The sequence below is a fragment of the Pseudomonas sp. Pse35 genome (assembly GCF_024519715.1).
Classification (GTDB): domain Bacteria; phylum Pseudomonadota; class Gammaproteobacteria; order Pseudomonadales; family Pseudomonadaceae; genus Aquipseudomonas; species Aquipseudomonas paracarnis.
Genome location: NZ_JALJRP010000001.1, coordinates 44,566 through 66,291, shown reverse-complemented (window position 1 = coordinate 66,291; position 21,726 = coordinate 44,566). Strand labels below are relative to the sequence as shown.

General features: G+C 61.2%; 20 protein-coding genes. 11 read left to right on the top strand and 9 right to left on the bottom strand.

What is annotated here, in order from left to right:
- Positions 1–11 precede the first annotated feature (11 nt).
- From OC445_RS00300 to OC445_RS00275, 6 genes are all read right to left on the bottom strand, one after another.
- Entirely contained in the window at positions 12–2,426 is a 2,415-nt protein-coding gene (locus tag OC445_RS00300; protein ID WP_089041424.1) for a fimbria/pilus outer membrane usher protein, read from the bottom strand.
- A 138-nt stretch (positions 2,427–2,564) separates the two neighbouring features.
- Positions 2,565–3,269, bottom strand: coding sequence for a fimbria/pilus chaperone family protein (locus tag OC445_RS00295; protein WP_262019901.1), 705 nt, complete (start codon positions 3,267–3,269; stop codon positions 2,565–2,567).
- Between the two features lie 31 nt (positions 3,270–3,300).
- Positions 3,301–3,930 carry a DUF1120 domain-containing protein gene (locus OC445_RS00290; RefSeq protein ID WP_054921061.1) on the bottom strand — a complete coding sequence of 210 codons (630 nt, stop codon included), beginning with the start codon at positions 3,928–3,930 and terminating at the stop codon, positions 3,301–3,303.
- A gap of 80 nt (positions 3,931–4,010) precedes the next feature.
- Entirely contained in the window at positions 4,011–4,634 is a 624-nt protein-coding gene (locus OC445_RS00285; protein ID WP_054921063.1) for a DUF1120 domain-containing protein, read from the bottom strand.
- A 12-nt stretch (positions 4,635–4,646) separates the two neighbouring features.
- Entirely contained in the window at positions 4,647–5,261 is a 615-nt protein-coding gene (locus tag OC445_RS00280; RefSeq protein ID WP_089041346.1) for a DUF1120 domain-containing protein, read from the bottom strand.
- A gap of 34 nt (positions 5,262–5,295) precedes the next feature.
- Positions 5,296–6,051 carry a DUF1120 domain-containing protein gene (locus OC445_RS00275; protein ID WP_309595824.1) on the bottom strand — a complete coding sequence of 252 codons (756 nt, stop codon included), beginning with the start codon at positions 6,049–6,051 and terminating at the stop codon, positions 5,296–5,298.
- Positions 6,052–6,321: 270 nt separating this feature from the next.
- Between OC445_RS00275 and OC445_RS00270 the strand changes: the two genes are divergently transcribed.
- The 6 genes from OC445_RS00270 (at position 6,322) to dacB (ending at position 13,342) form a co-directional block, all read left to right on the top strand.
- The gene (locus OC445_RS00270) at positions 6,322–7,140 is read left to right on the top strand and encodes a response regulator (protein WP_057976146.1); all 819 of its coding nucleotides are present in this window, start codon (positions 6,322–6,324) and stop codon (positions 7,138–7,140) included.
- 196 nt (positions 7,141–7,336) lie between these two features.
- A complete protein-coding gene (locus OC445_RS00265; protein WP_262019900.1) occupies positions 7,337–7,981 on the top strand; it encodes a response regulator transcription factor in 645 nt (214 codons plus the stop codon).
- Between the two features lie 422 nt (positions 7,982–8,403).
- The gene (locus OC445_RS00260) at positions 8,404–8,874 is read left to right on the top strand and encodes a nuclear transport factor 2 family protein (protein WP_054897730.1); all 471 of its coding nucleotides are present in this window, start codon (positions 8,404–8,406) and stop codon (positions 8,872–8,874) included.
- 37 nt (positions 8,875–8,911) lie between these two features.
- A complete protein-coding gene (locus tag OC445_RS00255; RefSeq protein WP_060763558.1) occupies positions 8,912–9,217 on the top strand; it encodes a GIY-YIG nuclease family protein in 306 nt (101 codons plus the stop codon).
- A gap of 83 nt (positions 9,218–9,300) precedes the next feature.
- On the top strand, positions 9,301–11,715 hold the full coding sequence (locus tag OC445_RS00250; protein WP_198791262.1) for a TonB-dependent siderophore receptor: 2,415 nt from the start codon (positions 9,301–9,303) through the stop codon (positions 11,713–11,715).
- A gap of 169 nt (positions 11,716–11,884) precedes the next feature.
- Positions 11,885–13,342: a D-alanyl-D-alanine carboxypeptidase/D-alanyl-D-alanine-endopeptidase gene (gene dacB, locus OC445_RS00245; RefSeq protein ID WP_198791263.1), complete on the top strand. Its 1,458-nt coding sequence runs from the start codon at positions 11,885–11,887 to the stop codon at positions 13,340–13,342.
- 1 nt (position 13,343) lies between these two features.
- Here dacB and OC445_RS00240 read toward each other — a convergent pair whose 3' ends face one another.
- Positions 13,344–14,123, bottom strand: coding sequence for an IclR family transcriptional regulator (locus OC445_RS00240; protein ID WP_054897733.1), 780 nt, complete (start codon positions 14,121–14,123; stop codon positions 13,344–13,346).
- A gap of 120 nt (positions 14,124–14,243) precedes the next feature.
- Here OC445_RS00240 and hmgA point away from each other — a divergent pair, with 120 nt between their 5' ends.
- From hmgA to OC445_RS00220, 4 genes are all read left to right on the top strand, one after another.
- Entirely contained in the window at positions 14,244–15,527 is a 1,284-nt protein-coding gene (gene hmgA / locus OC445_RS00235) for a homogentisate 1,2-dioxygenase (RefSeq protein ID WP_198791264.1), read from the top strand.
- Between the two features lie 3 nt (positions 15,528–15,530).
- On the top strand, positions 15,531–16,817 hold the full coding sequence (gene fahA / locus OC445_RS00230; protein ID WP_198791265.1) for a fumarylacetoacetase: 1,287 nt from the start codon (positions 15,531–15,533) through the stop codon (positions 16,815–16,817).
- Positions 16,818–16,829: 12 nt separating this feature from the next.
- On the top strand, positions 16,830–17,465 hold the full coding sequence (gene maiA / locus OC445_RS00225) for a maleylacetoacetate isomerase (protein ID WP_057976137.1): 636 nt from the start codon (positions 16,830–16,832) through the stop codon (positions 17,463–17,465).
- Between the two features lie 147 nt (positions 17,466–17,612).
- The gene (locus OC445_RS00220) at positions 17,613–18,971 is read left to right on the top strand and encodes an MFS transporter (protein ID WP_198791266.1); all 1,359 of its coding nucleotides are present in this window, start codon (positions 17,613–17,615) and stop codon (positions 18,969–18,971) included.
- Between the two features lie 114 nt (positions 18,972–19,085).
- Here OC445_RS00220 and OC445_RS00215 read toward each other — a convergent pair whose 3' ends face one another.
- On the bottom strand, positions 19,086–19,889 hold the full coding sequence (locus OC445_RS00215; protein ID WP_127880855.1) for a SirB1 family protein: 804 nt from the start codon (positions 19,887–19,889) through the stop codon (positions 19,086–19,088).
- 187 nt (positions 19,890–20,076) lie between these two features.
- Here OC445_RS00215 and OC445_RS00210 point away from each other — a divergent pair, with 187 nt between their 5' ends.
- The gene (locus tag OC445_RS00210) at positions 20,077–21,096 is read left to right on the top strand and encodes a Glu/Leu/Phe/Val dehydrogenase family protein (RefSeq protein WP_054897738.1); all 1,020 of its coding nucleotides are present in this window, start codon (positions 20,077–20,079) and stop codon (positions 21,094–21,096) included.
- Positions 21,097–21,151: 55 nt separating this feature from the next.
- Here OC445_RS00210 and OC445_RS00205 read toward each other — a convergent pair whose 3' ends face one another.
- Positions 21,152–21,412, bottom strand: a complete 261-nt coding sequence (locus tag OC445_RS00205; RefSeq protein ID WP_003188807.1) for a YebG family protein — start codon at positions 21,410–21,412, stop codon at positions 21,152–21,154.
- Positions 21,413–21,726: the final 314 nt, after the last annotated feature.

Sequence of the window (21,726 nt, the reverse complement as noted above, 5' to 3'; positions counted from 1 at the left end):
GGCAGTAGTCCTCATGGTGTGTGGCAACGAGCAGGTGCGGTTTCGAAATACACCGTGGGGTCGGCTTTTGCCGGCAGTTGGTAGCGCAATTCACAGCGTTTGCCTTGCGAGGTGGTGATCCACAGCGCTCCTTGGTCCAGCACATTGGGCAGGAACACCTGGCTGGCGTCCTGCACCAAGGTGATGAACTCACCTGTGGTCGTCGTAACGGAGGCTCCCACCGGCATGGGGTTTCCATGATCGTCGCTGACGGTGAGCAGCATGCGGCGGGTCAGGCCCACACCGAACTCGACCCGATCGACAGCGCCACGCCCGGCCGAGATCACGGCCAGGCCATTGTTGATATCGGCGTTGCGCGGTAGTGAGCGGGTCTGCACTTCCACTGGGCTGCGCCCGTAGGCGGCCACCTGCGGCACCACGGCCTGGCCTTGCCAGTCGGTCCACACCGGCCCACTGGGGGTGCTGAGCTTGATGCCGCTCATGTCGCCGACGGATACCAGAGCGAAGGTGTCGCGCACCGGGTAGGGGGTAAATGTCATGCCGTCGCCATGCACGACTACACCGCCGCGGGCGCCGCCCTGGTAGCTCGAACGCTCGGCATCGGAGCGGCTGTAGCTCAAGTCGAGTTGGGTATAGCGCGGCAATGCCGAAACGCCCACGCTGGTTTCCACCTGATGGTCACTGCTGTCGTGTTCGGCGCTGACGCGGTAGCTCAGTTGGTCGTCGATCTGTTCGGTCAGGCCCAGGCCGGTACGGTTTTGGCCGCCGGAGTTGCGCACCCAACTGCGCAGCCGGCGGCTTTCGCCCAACGGCACGCTGACAGTGAGGTAGACCGCGTTGTCCTGTTGCTGGCGTCCGCCCATCTGCCACTCGGCACTGGCCGATAACGAGACTGCGCCAATGCTCGTGCCCCACGCTGCCAGCGCGCGGCTGCTGCTGTTGCCCTCGAAGGTACTCGAACGTGAAACGCCGGCGCTGAATGCGCCCAACTGCGGATGTGACCACCCCAGGTTGATGCTTTGTTGGTCGCGATAGCGTGAGTTGCGCTGACTGCCGTCGCGCTCGTAGGTGCTTTCCTCCAGTTCGCGGTAGCCGCTGCTGCGCCAGGAGTTGGCGGCGCTGAACGACCATCGCTCGCTCAGGCGCTGTGACCAGGAAAGATCGGTCTGCACGCCCGAGACTTTTTCCCACGACTGGGTGTTGGACAATTGGGTAGACACCTGGATCTGACTGTCCAGCCACGGCAGCCAGCCCAGGCTGGCGCCCGCCGAGCGATACTCGCCGGTCGCCAGCACGCCACTGCCCAGGGTCAGTTGCGGATGCAAGTTCCCGGTCCAACCGGCGCTGACCACCCACGGCGCCTCTGCCTCGGCCCCGCCGACGTTACGTACGCGCCCCGCTGCGACCGAATAGCCGGGTGCAGGCAGGCCGAGACCGAGCATGGCGGCGGGTACGGTGAAACGTCGTTCCCCGCCGACACTTTCCTTGACCGTGACTTCGACGTCCGAGCGCGTATTCAGGCGACGTACATCGTTCAGCACAAACGGCCCGGCAGGCACCACGGTGGAGTGAATCAGCGCGCCGTTCTGGCGCACCTCTACCTGTGCCGGGCTGTTGGCGATCCCCTGAATTTGCGCGCTCTGGCCTTGCTCCTGAAGGGCGTGTTCGGTCAGCACCTGCACGCCGGTGATCTGTGCGCCAGACAACACCGGGTTATAGAGGTTGATCTGCCCGGCCTGCAGCACTGCCTGATGGCTGGCGAAGGTCCGTTGCGCGTAGGCCTCCAAGTGGGTGCTGCGCGATAAGCCATCCTGCCAGGTCTGTACTTGGCGGCTGCGCACGATCCAGTCGCCGGCGTTGAAGCCGACTTCGGTGTTGGCTGAACCAAACCGGCTGGCGTCTTCGCCAAAGCGGTTGTAGAACCCGCTCAGGTCGTAGTTGAGCATCCCGGCAAACCCGCCGGTCTGGTAGCCCGAGATGTCCTGTTGCACGGGGCGCAGTGCTTCGGTGGGCACGACCAGTGCCAACGTCAGTGTCGACGGGTCCGGTTCCACCAGGCTTTGCGGATACCGCAGAAGAAAATCCTGACAACCCACGGGGTCAGCGGGTATCACCAGGTTGGCGGCGTCCAGCAACGCACGGTCCAGGCAGGGGTTGCCCTGTTGATCGAAACTGACCTCCAGGCGTCCCCGGCGCAGGCCATTGACCCGCAGGTTGACGTTATGACGGCCGGCGGCAAAGCGCGGGGTTGCCAGCAGCAGGCTGGCCAACTGTGGATCGATGCCGCGCTGATGCAAGGTCTGGGCGTCGAAGCCTGCGGGGCTGGTGTCGTCGGCCCACGCCTTGTCCGGCATAAGCGCATACAGCAGCAACACCAGCGGCAAGGCTGGGCGAATGGGCACGGCTTCGCCGTCACGGTAACTCAATACTGTTTTCACGCAAGGTACTCGCTTAGTGAACGCACAGCCCTCATTGGGTTCGGGGCTTTGGGCGTTCTGGTGACGGTCGATAAGCCGTCACTTCGTTATCCAGGCGGCGGTCTTGGCGACGCCTGTGGTTTTCTGTCAGAGGGTGATGGGGGCGTCGTAGGCCTTGACCGCAAACCCGTACACAGTGGCCGGTTGTAGCCTCACCGTCTTGGCTTGGCCACCGCTGGCAGGCACGCTCAAGGCTTCACCTGGCAGCACGTAGGTGCGCGGCAGCATCGCCTTGCCGTCGCCGGGCAACAGCCGCAGCTCCTGGGCCAGGCGCACCACATAGGGCGTGTCATTACGCACCTGCAATTGGCCGTCGCGCAGGGTCCATGTCAGGCCGGTCCAGGGGCTGCGATTGGGTGCCAGGCCCTTGGGATGCACAATCACCGGCAGGTTCTGGCGCACGGTCACGCCCACGCGGGCATGACCGGCGGCAGTGGCTGCGCGGCCCTGGGGCATGCCTTCGAACACGGCGCGTTTGAGCCGCTGGGTGAGCAACGGTTTTTGGTTTTGCAGAATAAAGCGCACCAACTGGGATTTGGACGCTTCGACTCGGGACAGCGGCGGCGTCACCACCAGCAGGGGTTCGGTGTCTTCCGGAATATCCTGCAAGGTCACATGCAACAACGAGAGCTGGCTGTCGGAGTTGGTCACCGAAACGGAAGCTTCACCATCGTCCTCGTGGACGATCACCACGGATGTGTCCGGGACCATGCCGTCAGCCTTTGCTTGGTTGCCGAATATCAGCAGCAGGGCAATAAGGCCGAACGCGGTGTTTGAGCATGTCATCGTCATGATGGGTTTTCCATTAGGCGAAATGAGTGGGTCAGAGGTAACGCAAATCCAGAACGATGGAGCCGTCGAGGGGCACTTCCTGATTCAGGGTCAGGTACTGCGAAAAGTTGATGGCGGTGTCCACTTGAAGCTGGACCCTCAACTGGCTGATGAAGTCGGGCTGACGGTCGCCCGTCGGAGCAAATGCCATATAGGATCGTGGATAGCCATTGGGCTCGGGCGTCCAGCTTTCGCCGCTGTTGGTGGAGGCCAGGACTTGCATGGCCTGGGAGTCCCCCACTGGGTTGCGGTACGACAACGCCACGGAGCCGAGGCGTTCGTCCGGTGCATGGATGTTTCTGCCCAGCCCATAGAAAAAATCCGGTGCCAGGGAAGACTCCGCACGATTGTCGATACCCACCAGCGCAAACAGCATGGGCCTGGCGCATTGCACCTGCAGTTCGAGTTGTCGGCTGGGCAGCACGGTGAATTCGTCGACAAGGAGGGTGTGTGCGGGGATCTTTCCGTGGTCGACAAAGCCTTCATCCGACAGCTCGATATAGCAGGCATCCGGTGTCACACGACCGGTTACCGTAAGCTCGGCAGCGCTGCCCGCACTGGCCTTGGCCGCAGCGCACAGGGATAACAACAGCACGGTAAAGAAACGGGTGAACATAGTCATCGATTCATCACTGGCACGGGTGAGCACAGCCCACGGCGAAGCCCATGCCCTTCAAGGGTAAGGGCATGGGGCGCCATGGGTCAGAGGTACTTCACTTCAAGGGTGGCGGAGCCGTCGATGGTCACTTCGTTGCTCAGGTCCAGGCCGTCGGCGCGGTGAATTGCAGTGCTTACACCCACATCAACGCTCAAGTCCTTGACCGCCAGGGGCAGGGTAAGGTCCTCCATTGAGGCAACTGACATGTACAGGCCTGGGTCCAGGAACTTCTCTTTGAACCAGGTCTGGCCCTGGTCAGTGGAACCGATCGTCTGCACTACAACGCCATCATCGGCGACCGGGTTGCTCAAGGTGAGGAAGTAGTAACCCAGTTTCTGGGTATCGTTGATAAAACCCAGGCCAAAGTACGAGCTGCTCATGCTGGAACTTGCCCGATTATCAATCGGGTGCAGGGCAAACTGAATCGGAGCGTCACAGTTGACCGTCATCGTCAGGGTGCGTTTATCCAGATATGTTGCGTCGTCCAGATTCAGATCCTTGGCGGAAATCTTGCCGTGGTCGACCACGCCACCACCGGACAAGCTGGGTGTGCAAGCGCTGGGCACGATCAGCCCCTTGACGGTCAGGTCAACGGACGATGCAGCGAAGGTTGTCGCCGAGCCGAGCAGCAATACGCCGGCGGCCAGGGTGGTCAATCGGGTTTTCATCGTAGGGACTCCTTAAAGGTAATTGACTTGTACGGTGGCGTGACCGTCGATGGGGACTTCGTCGGTCAACGTCAGGTTGTTGGCAGGTGCGATATGGGTGATCAGGCGGATCTCGGCGTCCAGTTCCTGGACTGCAATCGGTATCACGTCGTCGCTGTGGGCGATCGCCGTCAGCAAGGTATGGCTGAGCATCACCGAAGGCATCCAGGTCACGCCGCCATCCCTTGAGGTGATGGTGCGCACGGAGACGCCGTCGGCCACGGGCATATAGAGACCCAGCCCGGCATCCCCGACTTTTTCATCACTGGGTGTGGTGCCCAGCCCATGCCAGCTGAAGTGGCTGGCGGCGGTGCCTGAACGGTTGTCGATGGTGTTGAGGGTGAAGTACGTCGGCCCGTCGCAGCGCACACTCAACAGCATGGTTTCTCTGGGCAGATCGGTGTAGGTGTCGGTGTTGAGGTCCTTGACCGACACCTTGCCGAAGTCCACAGTCCCGCCGCCGGAGATGATTGGTGAGCAAGCGCTGGGGGTGATGCTGCCGCGCACGAGCAAGTCTGTGTTGCTGGCGGCGAATGCGGTCGGGCTGAGGAGCAAGGCGCCTATCAGGCTGGATGCAAAAACATTCATGTCAGTGAATCTCCTTGGGCATGGGGCAGAGGCGTTATAGGTATTTGACTTCAAGCGTGGCGGACCCGTTGATTGGAACCTCTGCGGTCAGATCCATTCCTGCTGTCGGCGCGATGATGGTTGCCACCATGAGGTCCGCCAACACCTGCTGGACCGGGGTGGGTGCCCACCTGCCGGTGGTGTTGTCGCCAAACGAAGCGAGGTAGGAGGCTGGCCACATGTCACCTGGGAAACTTGCCCGCCAGGTGAGGCCGTTATCCGAGGACTCAATCATGGAGATCGCTGCGCCATCGGCGATTGGATTGCTTAAGGTCAGGGAGAAACTGCCTAATTTTTTTCCGCTGACCAAGCCCAGGCCATAGCTGTTCCTCGGATCGTGGGCGTCACCAACGTTATCAATGCCCTTCAGGGCTAGCAGGGTTGGCGCATCGCACGTGATGCCCAGTTGCAGGTTGTGACTTTTAAGCACGGTCCATCCATCCGGCCTCAAATCCTTGGCCGAAATTTTTCCGTGATCGACAATCCCGCCGCTTGAAAGGCTAGGTGCACAGGCGCTGGGTGTGATCAGCCCTTTGACGGCCAGTTCCACGCTGCTGGCTGCGAATACCGATGAACTCATGGCGAGCAGCAGGGCACTGCTCAATAGGGCTACAGGGCTCTTCATTTTTCTGTTTTTTCCATTGCAGGCTGGCAGATAGAGGTGCGTGCAACGCAACGCCCGCTTCGGTGTCGGCGGGTGGTTGTCGGTGCGACGGTCTCGATATTTTTTGCGGCTGCCGGGGAGTGGCAAGCCGTCCCTCTTTTGGGGTGGGGCACAATTTAGCGAGAGGTGTGCGCGGGGGAAATACAACTAATACGAAATTGGCAGGGTGGATCGAATAGGGTCAGTTCGCGTTTTTTCGTAGTTGTTGTATCGGCTTTAAGCCATTCAAAAGGTTATTGGTTTTTCGTCGATAGCATTCAAAGGAATGTGGCGATCGTTGCTGCCTAAGTAGGCCTCTATGGCTATTGCGCCAGTGCCGAAGGTTGCTGCCGTATCAATAGCTACGAAGAGGTACTGATGGGTTCGCTGTCAGGTTCAACCGCAGGCGCGAGCCGCAAATCGAGATCGCCTGTTACTCCCCCGCCTCACTGGCGGCAGTTGCATGTCCTGGTGGCGGAGGATCATTCAGCCCACCGTCTATTGCTGGGTTGCTTGCTGCGAAAACTCGGGTTGGACCATGAGCTGGTCGCCGACGGGTATCTCGGGCGAGTGGCTTATGCTTGTCGGCCCTTTGACCTGGTGATCACTGATTGCCAGATGCCCGTTATGGACGGTTACAGCATGGCCCGCGCCATTCGCCAATATGAGCACCACGTCGGCTTGAGGCGAGTGCCGATCATCGCGTTGACCGCCGACCTGCAAAACGACAGCCCCCAGCGCTGCCGCGACGCGGGCATGGATGCCTGGCTGCTCAAGCCTCTGACCCTGGAACAATTAAGTGCCGTTTTGGCGCGATGGCTCCCGGGTGCCGATCACATGCCTATCGGTGCGGAGCCTGTTGCGAAGGTTATGGGGTGGCCCGCCCGCGCGAGCCTGGTCGCGACGTTTGGCAGTGAACAGGTGGTCAATCAACTGTTGGAAAATCTGCTGGTCGAGGCTTGGCAAGATCACGACCTGTTGGGCCGTGCCTGTGCCGCATTGAACGCATCATTGACCGCCGAACGCCTGCATCGATTGACGGGTAGCCTGGTATTTATAGGAGGAACAGGGCTTGAGTCCTGTGCCGTGAGGTTGATCGAGCAGGTTCAGCGCGATGGCGTGTCTGCGCACCAGGCGGAGTTGACATCGTTCCAGGCACGCTTGCGCACCTATCTGGATTATCTGTCCACTCTGTGAAAGGTGTTTACAGAGGGTTTAAGTTATTTGGAAGTCTAGTTTTTGCTGTAGGTGGTTTCCTATTATGTTGTAGTCCAAAAAATAGCCGCTACTAAACATTGGCTTCGGCTGCAAGTGGGTCTTTGTTAGTAGTTGTTGATGAGCGCTGACAGAGGTATTTTGCGCGGATTCAAGTTGCCACCATTCGTAGGTATCTATGCTTCGAGTAATTATTGCTGACGATCACCCTATTGTTCGAGTCGGGCAGAGAGTCGTGATTGAGGCGAATGGCAAGTGCAAGGTGGTCGGCGAAGCCGACGGCCCCGATCAATTACTCGGGGTGTTGAGTACTACGGCATGTGATGTGCTGGTCACCGATTTTGCCATGCCGGGCGGTCAGCAAGCTGATGGCTACAGCCTGTTGAGCCTGTTGAGCCTGTTGCGTCGTCAGTACCCGAACGTGCCAGTGATCCTGGTGACGATGTTCGCCAACGTTGCCACCCTGCGTGCCTCCTTCGCCCATGGTGCCAAGGCAGTGGTCGCCAAAAGTGCCTCTGCCAAGGAGTTGCCCCTGGCGATCAAAGCCGTGTGCGCCGGCCAGACCTTCGCCAGTGAATGCCTGCGGGTGCAACTGGTGGAGGCGGGGACAGGCAATCAGTCCCATGAGCCGCAGTTGTCCGGCAAGGAGAGCGAGGTGGTGCGTATGTTGGCCAGCGGCATGACTGTCAGCCAGATCGCGGCCAAGGTCCACCGGAGTATTTCCACTATCAGCAAACAGAAAAGTACAGCGATGCAGCGGCTGAGTATCTCTACCGATGTTGAACTGTTCGCCTATGCGCGCGCATCGGGAATGGTGCCTTAGAAAGTTGCAGTTTTATGACAGTGGTTTAACTAAAGGCCAAGTGCAGGATTCGTATTAGTTGTATGGGTCTGGTGCGCTAAGTGCTCTAACTTGTTGTTAGAGCCTGCTGGCATTAGTTGAGGGTTGTTTAAAATCCCGGTCAAATTAGTTGAGACGAAATACCCATTGTGCGATGTACTTGCTTGTGCCCGCGTAACCGCTGGTTGATCGACCGTAAGTGATGCAACCCTGACGGAGGTCAGTTGCAACGCGCCTGCATTGATAGCCGTCAAGGCCGCGCGGCTAGTGTTCAAGTCCGCACTGCCGACCGCTGAAGAGATCCAGATCGACGGCAGCGCTATTTTTGTCATGAATGCCCATGGTCTTCGCGGCCTGTGCGGATTATCGTGCAGGCCTGACAATAATTGCTGCGGAACCTGCCCATGAGTGCTGCCCACGATGCTCTGATCCACCGCTTCTATGAGGCCTTTCAGCGCCTTGACGCCGAGGCCATGGCCGCTTGCTACACCGACGATGTGGTCTTCAGCGACCCGGCGTTCGGCGAACTGCGCGGGCGGGATGCCGGTGATATGTGGCGCATGCTTACCACGCGGGCCAAGGATTTTTCCCTGACGTTCGACCATGTGCGCAGCGATGACAGCACCGGCAGTGCCCATTGGGTGGCGACGTATTTGTTCAGCGCCACCGGCAATACCGTGGTCAACGATATCGGTGCGCGGTTCGTGTTCCGTGACGGCAAGATCTGTGAACACCACGACCACTTCGACCTGTGGCGTTGGTCGCGCCAGGCGTTGGGCCTCAAGGGCCTGTTACTGGGTTGGTCGCCCGCGCTGAAAAACGCGGTACGTGCCCAGGCGCTCAAAGGCTTGAAGGCATTTCAGGCCGGGCGTTGATAAGCTTGGCGCTCTTCTGGTTTGCCGACATCGACTTGTGACTGATCCCTCTGAACCCAAACCCTGGTTCGTCTATCTGGTGCGGGCCGCCAATGGCTCGCTGTACTGCGGTATCAGCAATGACCCCGTGCGCCGGTTTGCCTCGCACCAAAGCGGCAAGGGCGCACGGTTTTTTCTGTCCAGCCCTGCCGTGGCCTTGGTCTATACCGAGCAATGTGCGAGCAAGGGCGAGGCGCTGCGTCAGGAGCGCTTGATCAAGAAATTGAAGAAGAGTGCCAAGGAGTGCCTGGCCGCGAGTGGCCTCGAGGGCGGCATACACAAAAATAGTTGCGAACCCATGTGAGGTAAACCTGCGCCCCATCCGTGTAGTGCTTGAAACTGCGATCTATTCGCATTAACAGCGTTTTCAACACGGGTTCTCAGAGCATGAAGTCGACGGCGGGCGGTTGGGTAAAACAGTGGCTGGGAGCTTCGGTCTTGGCAGTGTCGGGGCTGGCGTTGCTGCCCTTGAGCGTTGCGCGTGCGCAGGAGCAGCACAGCGCCCAGTTCAATTTTGCCCTGGCAGCCAAACCACTGCCCCAGGCCCTGAGCGAGTTCAGCCGGGTCACCGGCATCAGCGTGATCTATACCGATGAAGCGCCCTACGGCCTCAATGCCCCGGCAGTCAGCGGGCCGATGACGGCGAGCCAGGCGCTGCAACGCCTGCTGAGCCGATCCGGCTTCACGTTCCGCCAGATCGATGCCCGCACCCTGGCGCTGGAGCCGGTGCCAACCGACGGCGCGGTCAACCTCGGCGCTACCACCATCAGCGGCGCCGACCTCACCCAGGACAGCACCAGCTACCAACCGCCGCCGACCAGCTCGGTAATGCGCTCCCATGGGTTGCTGTTGGAAACCCCACAAACCGTCAACGTAGTGCCTGCTCAAGTGCTGCGCGACCAGCAACCGCGCAACCTGGATGACGCGCTGGGCAATATCAGCGGTATCACCCAGACAAACACCCTCGGCAGCACCCAGGACGCGGTGATGTTGCGCGGCTTTGGCGACAACCGTAACGGCTCGATCATGAAGGACGGTATGCCGATGGTGCAGGGCCGTGCCTTGAACGCGACAGCCGAGCGCGTCGAAGTGCTCAAGGGCCCGTCGTCGCTGTTGTATGGCATCCAGGACCCAGGCGGTGTAGTCAATATCGTCAGCAAAAAGCCTGAGCTGGTGCAGTCCACCTCCCTGACCGCACGCGGTTCGACCTTCGGCAGCGGCAAGAACGGCAGCGGCGGTAACCTCGACACCACCGGGCCCCTGGGTGACAGCGGCCTGGCTTATCGCCTGATCCTCGACCATGAAGACGAAGATTACTGGCGCAACTACGGCACCCACCGCGAAACCCTGGTGGCGCCGTCCCTGGCCTGGTATGGCGACACCACCCAAGTGCTGCTGGCCTATGAGCACCGCGAATTTCTCGCCCCGTTCGACCGTGGCACCGCCATCGATCCCAAGACCAACCATCCGTTGAACATCCCCGCCACTCGCCGTCTGGATGAACCGTTCAACAATATGGAAGGGCGCTCCGATCTGTACCGCCTGACTGTCGATCATGATCTCAACGACGACTGGAAAGCCCACTTCGGTTACAGCTGGAACCGCGAGACCTACGACGCCAGCCAGGTGCGCGTGGTCAAGGTCAACACCAACGGCACCCTGACCCGCAGCATGGACGGCACCCAGGGCGCGCTGACCACCGACCGCTTCGCCACCGCCAGCCTCGAAGGCAAGGTAGATGTCGCGGGTATGCAGCACGACCTGGTGTTCGGCCTGGACGATGAGTACCGCAAGATCTACCGCGCCGACCTGATCCGCCAGGCACCGCGGGGCAGCTTTGATTACACCAATCCGGTATACGGCAACGAAGTCGCCGGTTCCAAAGTCAGCGCGCCGGACAGCAACCAGACCGATCTTTTGCGCAGCGATTCGCTGTTCTTCCAGGATGCCATCCACCTCAACGATCAATGGATTCTGGTCGGCGGTGCGCGCTACCAGATGTACGACCAATACGCCGGCAAAGGCGTGCCGTTCACCGCCAACACCGACGGCAATGGCCAGAAGTGGGTGCCTCGGGCCGGGTTGGTGTATCGCTACAGTGACGAATTGTCGTTCTACGGCAGCTACACCGAGTCGTTCAAACCCAACTCCACCATCGCGCCACTGGCCAATAAAACCGTGTTGAATGGCAGTTTGCAGCCGGAGGAATCCAAAGCCTGGGAGCTGGGTACCAAGTTCGACCTGCCGGGGCGTATCACCGCCAGCGCAGCGTTGTTCACCATCGATAAACGCAACGTGTTGGTGCAGGTAGGCGAGGGCCTGACCTCGGAGTACAGCGTGGCCGGCAAAGTGCGCTCCCGTGGTCTGGAGTTGGATGCCAGCGGCCAGCTGACGGATAAGTGGAGCCTGATCGGCAGCTATGCCTACACCGATGCCGAGGTCACCGAAGACCCCAAGCTCAAAGGCAACCGCCTGCAGAACGTGGCAAAAAGCACCGGCTCGCTGTCAGCGGTGTACGACTTCGGCAGCATCCTGGGCGGTGATCAATTGCGCGTCGGCGCCGGGGCGCGTTATGTCGGCGAGCGGGCAGGGGACGCGGCCAACAGTTTCGAACTGCCCAGCTACACCGTGGCCGATGTGTTCGCCAGCTATGACACCAGGCTTGAGGGGCAGAAGGTCAAGTTCCAGCTCAACGTGAAAAACCTGTTCGACCGTACCTACTACACGTCCTCGGTGAATACGCAGTTTGTGTCCATGGGCGATGCGCGGCAGGTGTCGGTGTCCAGTACCTTGACCTTCTGATTCATTTATCTGTGGGAGCTGGCTTGCCTGCGATGGCATCGACTGGGTTTACCTGATACACCGAGTTGTCTGCATCGCAGGCAAGCCAGATCCTACAGGAAAGCGGTCGCCACATTGATAGCGAGCTGTTAGCGTTGCCGCCATTGCATGCTTATGGAAAACGCTACTGATGTACTTTGGAAAATGGCTACGCACCGGCACCCTGCTGGTCGGTTTGAGTTTTTTACTGGGCGGCTGCGCCAGCGTCTCCCAAACTTCCACTCCGGCAACCCTGGATAAACTGCTGAGCGATCCGGCGCTGCAAGGTGCTACGGTCTCGCTGATGGTACGTGACGCCCGCACGGGCTCCACGCTGTATCAGCACAACCCACGCACCCGGCTGGTGCCCGCGTCCAACCTCAAGCTGTTGACCACGGCGGCGGCCATGGATGTGCTAGGGCCGCAATACCGCTTTGCCACCCAACTGCTGAGCAATGGCATACGCCAGGGCGACCGCCTGACCGGCAACCTGTACCTGCGTGGCCTGGGCGACCCGAGCATTCAGTTTGCCGACTACCAGGCGCTGGCCGCGCAATTGGCCAGCCAGGGCGTGCGCCAGGTGCAGGGTGATCTGGTGTTCGATGACACCTGGTTCGATGCCGAGCGATTGGGGGTGGATTGGTCCCATGACGATGAAACCACCTACTACGGCGCGCAGATTTCGGCGCTGACCGTGGCGCCCAATGCGGATTTTGATGCGGGCAGCGTACTGGTTACGGCCAAGGCGCCATTGCGGAACGGCTCGCCGGTGAGTGTCGATATTTTCCCGCCTACTGATTACCTGCAACTGAGCAACCGTGCCATGAGCGGACCGGGCAACAGCTATGGAATCAATCGCCGTCACGGCACCAACCTGCTGCAACTCAGCGGCGCAGTAGCGCCGGGAAAGCAGAGCCAGCAATTGGTCAGCGTCTGGGAGCCAACGCAACTGGTCGCGAATCTGTTTGAACAAGCCCTGGCGCAACAGGGCATCACCGTACTGGGGCGTCGGGTGATGGGCGGGGCAAGCCCGACGGCGGTAACGGTGCTGGCCGAGCACCAATCGGCGCCGTTACAGGCGTTGATCACACCGCTGCTCAAGCTTTCGAACAACAATATGTCTGAAGCCTTGCTCAAGGCCATGGGGCGCAAGACGGCCAATAGCGGCACGGCAGCGGCGGGTGCTCTGGCGGTGGCCGGGTTCCTCAAGCGCCAGGGGCTGGAAACCGCCACATTCAGTCAGGTCGACGGCTCAGGCCTGTCGCGGCGCAACCTGGTGTCGTCGCAAACCCTCACCGACCTGCTGCTGGCCGCCAGCAAACAGCCGTGGTTCGACGCCTGGTACAACGCGCTGCCGATTGCCGGCAACACCGACCGCATGACCGGCGGCAGCCTGCGCTATCGCTTGCGCGACACGCAGGCGCAAAACAACCTGCACGCCAAGACCGGCTCCATGGGCGGCGTGTCGTCATTGAGTGGATACATCACCACTGCCGGCGGGCGCAAGCTGGTGTTCTCGATGCTGACCAACAACTACGTGGTGGCCGGCGCGCAGGTCAAGGCGTTGGAGGATCGCGTGGCCGTGGCGCTGGCGCGCAGCGACGAGTGATTCAGGGCTGATAGCCCATCCGCCAACTCACGGCCCGGGTCGCCGCCAGCAAGTGCTGCGCCGCCGGGCCATCTTCATCGGCATGGAACAGCGAGGTTGGGCCGACCACGGTCATCACCGCCGCGACTTGCCCGACCGCATTGAACACCGGCGCCGACAACGCATCCACGCCGGGCATCAGCAGGCCATGTACAAAGTGCAGGCCGCGGCTGCGGATTTGCTCGCACACGCTGGCATAGGCCTGATCGTCCGCCAAGGTGTGAGCGGTGCCGGCTTGAACCTCGCGTTCGCGCAGCTCCACGGTTTCCCGCGACGGCAAGTAGGCGCTGAACACCAGCCCGGTGGACGAACTGAGCAGCGGCAACACCGAGCCCAACTGCGTCACCACGGTGACGGCGCGCACGGCCGGCTCAATCTGCACCACGGTCGCGCCCTGGTTGCCCCACACCGCCAGAAAGCAGGTTTCATTCAACTCATCGCGCAGTTCGGCCAAGGGCATGGCGCCGACTTTCAACACATCCATGCTGCCCAGCGCCGCCAGCCCCACGCGCAACGCTTCGCGGCCCAGGCCGTAATGGTTGGTGGCGCTGTTCTGTTCGGCAAAACCCGAGGCGATCAGCGCCTGCAAATAGCGGTGGACCTTGCTCGCTGGCATCTGCACATGCTCGGCCAGGCGTGACAGCGAGGTGGCCGGGGACAGTTCGGCCAGGGCCTTGAGAATATCGGTGCCGACTTCCGCCGAGCGGACTTTCTGTTTACCGGTGTCGCGGGGCTTTTCCATGGAAGGGCGAGAATCCGAGAGATGAATGGGCGTCTTTATAGCTTGACGGTCGACAGTGATCAAATTACGTTATGCGTAACTGGATTACGATAAAAACAACTTCTGTACAGAGGAAGATCCATGGACCTCGAATACCTTTCGGGTTTCGGCAACGAATTCGCCAGCGAAGCCTTGCCTGGCGCGCTGCCGGTCGGCCAGAACTCGCCGCAAAAAGCCCCCTACGGGCTCTACACCGAACTGTTTTCCGGCACTGCCTTCACCATGGCGCGTAGCGAAGCCCGGCGCACTTGGCTGTACCGCATCCAGCCGTCCGCCAATCACCCGGCGTTCGTCAAACTTGCGCGGCAATTGGCCGGTGGCCCGCTGGGGGCGGTGACGCCCAACCGCCTGCGCTGGAACCCGCTGGATATTCCGGGTGAACCCACGGACTTTATCGATGGACTGGTCGGCATGGTTGCCAACTCGGGGTCGGAAAAACCTTCGGGCATCAGCATTTATAACTACCGCGCCAATCGTTCCATGGAGCGCGTGTTCTTCAACGCCGACGGCGAGTTGCTGATCGTGCCGGAGCAGGGCCGCTTGCGCATCGCCACCGAACTGGGCGTGCTGGATGTCGAGCCGCTGGAAATCGTCGTGCTGCCCCGTGGCCTCAAGTTCCGTATCGAACTGCTGGACGCGCAAGCCCGCGGCTACGTCGCTGAAAACCATGGCGCCCCGCTGCGCCTGCCTGACCTGGGGCCGATTGGCAGCAACGGCCTGGCTAACCCGCGCGATTTCCTCACGCCCGTCGCCCGTTACGAAGACCTCAAGCAACCGACCACGCTGGTACAGAAATTCCTCGGCGAACTGTGGGCCTGCGAGCTGGATCACTCACCACTCAACGTGGTCGCCTGGCACGGTAATAACGTGCCGTACAAATACGACCTGCGTCGCTTCAACACCATTGGCACGGTGAGTTTTGACCATCCGGATCCGTCGATCTTCACCGTGCTGACCTCGCCCACCAGCGTGCACGGCCTGGCCAACCTCGACTTCGTGATCTTCCCGCCGCGCTGGATGGTGGCCGAGAACACCTTCCGGCCGCCGTGGTTCCATCGCAACCTCATGAACGAATACATGGGCCTGATCCAGGGCGCCTACGACGCCAAGGCCGAAGGCTTCGTACCCGGCGGCGCGTCGCTGCACAGCTGCATGAGCGCCCACGGCCCGGATGGCGAGACCTGCACCAAGGCCATCAACGTGGACCTGGCGCCGCACAAGATCGATAACACCATGGCCTTCATGTTCGAGACCAGCCAAGTGCTGCGTCCGACCCAGTTCGCCCTGGAGTGCCCCCAACTGCAACCTGCTTACGACGCGTGCTGGGCCTCGCTGCCCGCCACCTTCAACCCGAACCGGAGATAACCCATGACTCAACCAACGCAGACCCGCAGCTGGGTGGCCTCGGCCAATGGTCACGCGGATTTCCCCCTGCAAAACCTGCCCCTGGGCGTGTTCAGTATCAACGGCTCGGCCCCGCGCAGTGGCGTGGCGATTGGCGACATGATCCTCGACCTGCACGCCGCGCTGGATGAGTTTGACGGTGACGCCCGGCGCGCCGTCGAAGCCACTGCGGGCGGGCAGTTGAACGCGTTTTTCGAACTGGGCCGTGGGCCTCGCGTTGCCCTGCGCCAGCGCCTGCTGGAACTGCTGGCCGAAGGCAGCAAGCTGCAAACCCGCGAGGCGCAAGTGCTGCACCGTGCCGCCGATTGCCAGATGCACCTGCCGGCCAAGATCAATGACTACACCGACTTCTACGTCGGCATCGAGCACGCGCAAAACGTCGGCAAATTGTTCCGCCCCGATAACCCGCTGTTGCCGAACTACAAGTACGTGCCGATTGGTTACCACGGCCGTGCATCGACCATTCGCCCCTCGGGTACAGAGGTGCGACGCCCTAAAGGCCAGACCTTGCCCGCCGGCCAGACCGAGCCGACCTTTGGTCCGTGTGCGCGCCTGGACTATGAGTTGGAGCTGGGCATCTGGATCGGCCAGGGCAATGCCATGGGCGACGCGATTGCCATTGGCGATGCCGCCGAGCATATCGCCGGTTTCTGCCTGCTCAACGACTGGTCGGCGCGGGATATCCAGGCCTGGGAGTACCAGCCGCTGGGGCCGTTCTTGTCGAAAAGCTTTATCACCAGCGTCTCGCCGTGGGTGGTGACTGCCGAAGCCTTGGAGCCTTTCCGCAAAGCCCAGCCACCGCGCCCTGAAGGTGATCCGCAACCGCTGCCATACCTGCTGGATAAGCGCGATCAGAACGCGGGCGCCTTTGATATCGAACTGCAAGTGCTGCTCACCACGGCCTCGATGCGTGAGCAAAACCTGCCCGCCCATCGCCTGACCCTGAGCAACACCGAGCATATGTACTGGACCGTGGCGCAAATGGTGGCGCACCACAGCGTCAATGGCTGCCAGTTGCAGGCGGGTGACCTGTTTGGTTCGGGCACGTTGTCTGGCCCGCAGCCGGGGCAGTTCGGCAGCCTGTTGGAAATTACCGAAGGCGGCAAGAAGCCGATTGAATTGGCCTCCGGCGAGGTACGTAAATTCCTTGAAGACGGCGACGAAATCATTCTGCGTGCCCGTTGCAGCCGCGAGGGCTTTGCCTCCATCGGCTTCGGCGAATGCCGCGGTACCGTGGTCGCGGCGCGCTGAGAGGGCAGGGCCATGGAACTCTATACTTACTACCGTTCCACCGCGTCGTATCGAGTACGTATTGCCCTGGCCCTCAAAGGCCTGGATTTCACCGCGCTGCCGGTCAACCTGCTGGTGCCGGCAGGCGGCGCCAACCGCCAGCCTGAATACCTGGCGATCAACCCCCAAGGGCGCGTGCCGGCATTGCGTACTGATGAAGGGGCGTTGCTGATCCAGTCACAGGCGATCATTGAGTACCTGGAAGAGCGTTATCCACAGGTGCCGATGTTCTCCAGGGATTTGGTCGCCAGGGCTCATGAGCGGGCGGTGGCGTCGATCATCGCCTGTGATATCCACCCGTTGCATAACTCCAGCACCCAGAACTTGCTGCGCAAGTGGGGGCACGATGAGGCGCAATTGCTGGAGTGGATCGGGCACTGGATCAGCCAGGGCCTGGGCGCTGTGGAGCAGTTGATTGGCGACACCGGGTTTTGCTTTGGTGAGCAGCCGGGCTTGGCCGATGCGTTTCTGATCCCGCAGTTGTATGCGGCCGAGCGCTTCAAGGTGCCCTTGGCGGCATACCCACGCATTGGGCGGGTGGCGGCGTTGGCGGCCCAACATCCAGCCTTCATGCAGGCCCACCCCGCCAATCAACCTGACACCCCCTGAACCCCCTGTAATGATCGTTCCTACGCTCAGCGTGGGAACGCCTCATGTGGCGCTCTGCGTCACGGCTCTAAAAACGGACGCGGAGCGTCCAGGGCTGTATTCCCACGCAGAGCGTGGGAACAATCATAAAAAAACAGGTACCTTGCGATGCACAATCAGATTGCCAGCTTTCGTGCGGCACTCGACGCCCGTCCGGTGTCGCGCTACCAATGGTTGATTCTCCTGCTGCTGGCACTGCTACTGGTCACCGATGGCTATGACGCTCAGGTGCTGGGCTATGTAGTGCCGGCGCTGGCCCAGGATTGGGGCCTGGAAAAGTCCGCGTTTGGCCCCGTGTTCAGCGCCAACTTGCTGGGCCTCACCCTGGGCTCGCTGCTGGTGACACCGCTGGCGGATCGGTTTGGCGTGCGACGTATTCTGCTGGCGTGCGTGCTGATCTACGCCAGCCTCACGGTATTGATGGTGTTCGCCAATTCCCTGACCACGTTGATGGCGGCGCGATTTATCTGCGGCATTGGTATGGGTGGCGCGATGCCCAGTGCCATGGCATTGATGTCTGAATATTCGCCGCCGCGGATGCGCACCTTGATGGTGACCCTGGCGGCCTGCGGCTTCTCGTTCGGCGGCGCGGCAGGCGGCTTTGTGGCGGCCGGGTTTATCGATGGTTTTGGTTGGCAGGCGGTGTTCCTGGCGGGGGGGGTGACGCCGCTGCTGCTGTTCCCGTTCCTGGTGTGGCTGTTGCCCGAATCCTTGCCGCGCCTGTTGCGCGATGCGCCGCCGTATCTGCGTTTGCGCAAAGTCACGGTGCGGATGCTGCCCGATTGGCAACCGCCACCGGCGACCGAAGCTGAAAACTTGCAGGAGCAAGGCAGCAAACTGACGGTGGTGGAGCTGTTTCGCAACGGCTATGCGCGCCCGACGCTGCTGATCTGGGCGACTTTCTTTGTCAGCCTGATCCTGCTGTATTTCATGATCAGTTGGTTGCCGTCGCTATTGCTCGAAAGCGGCCTGGCGTTGAACGAAGCCAACCTGGTCACCTCCATGTTCCTGTTCGCCGGCACCTTGGGCGCCATCCTCATGGCCTGGTTTGCCGACCGTCTGAAAAGCAAAGTGCGGTTGCTGTCGGGCGTGCTGGCGGCGGCAGCGCTGTGCACCATTCTGCTGGGCTTGAACCACGACAACCCACGCTATCTGGTGGCCTGCGTGTTTGCAGCAGGGTTCTGCATCATCGGCGGGCAACTGACCCTCAATGCCTTCGCGAGCAACTTCTACCCGGCGCACGTGCGCGCCACCGGCACGGGTTGGGCGTTGGGTGTGGGGCGATTCGGATCGATTCTGGGGCCGCTGTTTGGCAGCCTGTTGTTGGCGATGCATATACCGGTCGAGCAGATTTTCTTCTTCTGCGCGATTCCGGCGGTGATTGCAGCGTTGTTGATTATTCAGGTGCGCTCGCCGGGACCCACTACACCGAACACGCCATTGCCTGGCGATATTCTCAATCGCTAACTGTAGGAGCGAGCTTGCTCGCGAAAAACGTTAACGATAACGCGGGCATCCTGGTTAGACGGGGTGTCCTGGGTTTTTTCGCGAGCAAGCTCGCTCCTACAGTTGGGAGTTGGGTCAATGCACCACTGAGTTGGGCGGCAGATGCCCCAGCCGCTCGGTCAGGCGCAGGCGCTGGATCGGGTCGTCGCTGAGCAGCAGGGCGTGTTCCAGGTCGAAGCGTTCGGCGCTGGGGCAGTCCAGGCGTTGATACAGGCTGGCCCGCGCCAGGTAGTCGGAGGCGCTGGCGTTGCCCAGTTCCAGTACGCGCTCGGCGTCCACCAGGGCGGCCAGTGGCTCGTCGTTGGCAAGGTAGAGTTGGCGCAGGTTGCGCGACAGCCGTTGCAGGATGGCCCGTGGCTCGGCGGTCAGTAGGTGGTCGGCCTGCAATTTCAGTTTCGCCCCGTACTGGCGCGCCAGCAACTCGCGACAGTCGTTGGGGTACAGGCGCCGGCCGCCGCAAGGGTCCAACAGGTGGTCGGCTCCCGGTACCCGCAGCAGGAAGTGCCCAGGGAAGTTCACGCCGACCAGGGGGATATCCAGGCGCCGTGCCATCTCCAGTGCGATCAGGCCCATGGCCAAGGGTTGCCCGCGTTTGCGTTGCAGCACTTTGTCCAGCAGCGCGGCGGCGGGGCGCAACGGCGTGTGGTCATCCTGGGCAAACCCCAGGTCATTCATGCGCCGCAGCAGCGGCTGGCCGAGTTCATCCGCCGGTAACAGGGGCATGCCCAGGCTGACCTGTTGTTGTAGCGCGCCAAGGTCGTGCAGGATCAACGCCGGCTGCACGCTGGTGTCATGCTCGGCAGCAATCCACAGCGCGGCCTCAAACAGCGCGGGGGGTGAACGGTCCAGGCAGGCGAAAAAGGCGGTGCGGGGATTCATTGAGTTCTCCGGCATATGCCCCCGTTTTAGCCTTGCTGCGAATTTTCGTCCAGCATCTTGAGAGATATCCCACGCTCTTATGTCGTAGATCCCACGAAAACGCGCGGCTTATTCCAGCGCAATCCAGCAGTTTTCTGCCGCAAGCCTATACTTGGCCCACTACCAGAAGTGATTCGGGAGCCCATTGATGTTTGCGCTCATGCACAGCACCCGCCTTGAATCGCTGCACCTGAGCGTTGATCCGGTGACCGGCTTGAAGGCGATCATCGCCATCCACAACAGTCGCCTGGGCCCAGCGTTGGGTGGCTGTCGTTACCTGGCTTACCCTAACGACGAAACCGCCGTGGCCGATGCCGCGCGCCTAGCGCAAGGCATGAGCTACAAAGCCGCGCTGGCCGGGCTGTCGGTGGGCGGCGGCACGGCGGTGATCATCCGCCCCGTGCACGTGGAAAGCCGTGCGGCGCTGTTCGAGGCGTTTGGCCGTTGTGTGGAAAAACTCGACGGCCGCTTCATCACCTCGATCGACAGCGGTACCTCGGTCGCCGACATGGACTGCATCGCCCAGAACACCCGCTTTGTCACCAGCACCACCGCCGCCGGCGACCCTGCGCCCCATGCCGCCATGGGGGTGTTCGCCGGTATCCGCACCACCGCCATGGCGCGCCTGGGCAGCGACAACCTCGAGGGCCTGCGCGTGGCGGTGCAGGGCCTTGGCAACGTCGGTTATGCCCTGGCCGAACAACTACACGCCGCCGGTGCTGAGCTGCTGGTCAGCGACATCGACCACGGCAAGGTGCAACTGGCCATGGAGCAACTGGGTGCCCACCCGATTGCCAACGACGCCTTGCTCAGCACGCCCTGCGACATCCTCGCACCGTGCGGCGTCGGCGCCGTATTCAACCGTAACAGCGTCGGCCAGTTGCGTTGCGCCGCCGTGGCGGGTTCGGCCAGCGCACAACTGACCAACCTGGACATCGCCGACCAATTGGAAGGCCGCGGCATCCTCTACGCACCGGACTATGTGATCAACTCTGGCGGGCTGATCTACGTCGCCCTCAAACACGCCGGCACCGACCTGCCAGGCATCACCGCGCATCTGTCGAACATCGGCAGCCGCCTGACCGAAATCTTCGCCCACGCCCAAGCCGAAAAACGCTCCCCCGCACGGGTGGCCGATGAGCTGGCCGAACGCCTGCTGTACAAATAGGCCAGGCATTAAAAAGGCCCTGAATCCATGATTCAGGGCCTGTTCAATTCGGGCTTTACTCCGCCGCCGGGTTCAGCAACTCGGACAATGCGTCCGGTTGGCTCTTGAACGCCTTGGCAAAGACATCGCGGTTCTTCGCCATATAGATCCCGGCTTCTTCCACCTGCTGCTCGCTCAACGACGGCACGGCTTTTTGCAACACCTCTGCCAGCAACTCAGCGAGTTCAAGCATCTTGTCATGACGGTCAGCTTCGGCTTTATCCATGAACAAACGCTCCAGATCTCGGCTGCTGCGGTATACCACTTCGACGGCCATTCACCACCTCACATGCCTTCACGATAGTTGTCTTTTGCGACTACTGTATTTATATACAGCGAAAAGGATAAGCCAAACGTCGGGGTTTGGGTAGTAGGTTTTTAATGTAGTTGGGAAATAGGGGGCTGAACCGGAAATTTCGCACGGCACGCTGAGGTCGATGGTCGATCGTTCCCACGCTCCGCGTGCGAATGCATCCCATGACGCTCCTCGTCACCCACGAGCAGGTCTGAGGGACGCGGAGCGTCCCAGGCGGCGTTCCCACCCGGAGCGTGGGAACGATCGGGGGGGTAATTTAAGTGCCTCGTGTCACA

What these genes read in the sequence shown, in the direction of transcription:
- OC445_RS00295 (WP_262019901.1), bottom strand. Translation starts at nt 3,269, where the DNA reads ATGACGATGACATGCTCAAACACCGCGTTCGGCCTTATTGCCCTGCTG.
- OC445_RS00290 (WP_054921061.1), bottom strand. Translation starts at nt 3,930, where the DNA reads ATGACTATGTTCACCCGTTTCTTTACCGTGCTGTTGTTATCCCTGTGC.
- OC445_RS00285 (WP_054921063.1), bottom strand. Translation starts at nt 4,634, where the DNA reads ATGAAAACCCGATTGACCACCCTGGCCGCCGGCGTATTGCTGCTCGGC.
- OC445_RS00280 (WP_089041346.1), bottom strand. Translation starts at nt 5,261, where the DNA reads ATGAATGTTTTTGCATCCAGCCTGATAGGCGCCTTGCTCCTCAGCCCG.
- OC445_RS00270 (WP_057976146.1), top strand. Translation starts at nt 6,322, where the DNA reads ATGGGTTCGCTGTCAGGTTCAACCGCAGGCGCGAGCCGCAAATCGAGA.
- OC445_RS00265 (WP_262019900.1), top strand. Translation starts at nt 7,337, where the DNA reads ATGCTTCGAGTAATTATTGCTGACGATCACCCTATTGTTCGAGTCGGG.
- OC445_RS00260 (WP_054897730.1), top strand. Translation starts at nt 8,404, where the DNA reads ATGAGTGCTGCCCACGATGCTCTGATCCACCGCTTCTATGAGGCCTTT.
- OC445_RS00250 (WP_198791262.1), top strand. Translation starts at nt 9,301, where the DNA reads ATGAAGTCGACGGCGGGCGGTTGGGTAAAACAGTGGCTGGGAGCTTCG.
- dacB (WP_198791263.1), top strand. Translation starts at nt 11,885, where the DNA reads ATGTACTTTGGAAAATGGCTACGCACCGGCACCCTGCTGGTCGGTTTG.
- OC445_RS00240 (WP_054897733.1), bottom strand. Translation starts at nt 14,123, where the DNA reads ATGGAAAAGCCCCGCGACACCGGTAAACAGAAAGTCCGCTCGGCGGAA.
- hmgA (WP_198791264.1), top strand. Translation starts at nt 14,244, where the DNA reads ATGGACCTCGAATACCTTTCGGGTTTCGGCAACGAATTCGCCAGCGAA.
- fahA (WP_198791265.1), top strand. Translation starts at nt 15,531, where the DNA reads ATGACTCAACCAACGCAGACCCGCAGCTGGGTGGCCTCGGCCAATGGT.
- maiA (WP_057976137.1), top strand. Translation starts at nt 16,830, where the DNA reads ATGGAACTCTATACTTACTACCGTTCCACCGCGTCGTATCGAGTACGT.
- OC445_RS00220 (WP_198791266.1), top strand. Translation starts at nt 17,613, where the DNA reads ATGCACAATCAGATTGCCAGCTTTCGTGCGGCACTCGACGCCCGTCCG.
- OC445_RS00215 (WP_127880855.1), bottom strand. Translation starts at nt 19,889, where the DNA reads ATGAATCCCCGCACCGCCTTTTTCGCCTGCCTGGACCGTTCACCCCCC.
- OC445_RS00210 (WP_054897738.1), top strand. Translation starts at nt 20,077, where the DNA reads ATGTTTGCGCTCATGCACAGCACCCGCCTTGAATCGCTGCACCTGAGC.
- OC445_RS00205 (WP_003188807.1), bottom strand. Translation starts at nt 21,412, where the DNA reads ATGGCCGTCGAAGTGGTATACCGCAGCAGCCGAGATCTGGAGCGTTTG.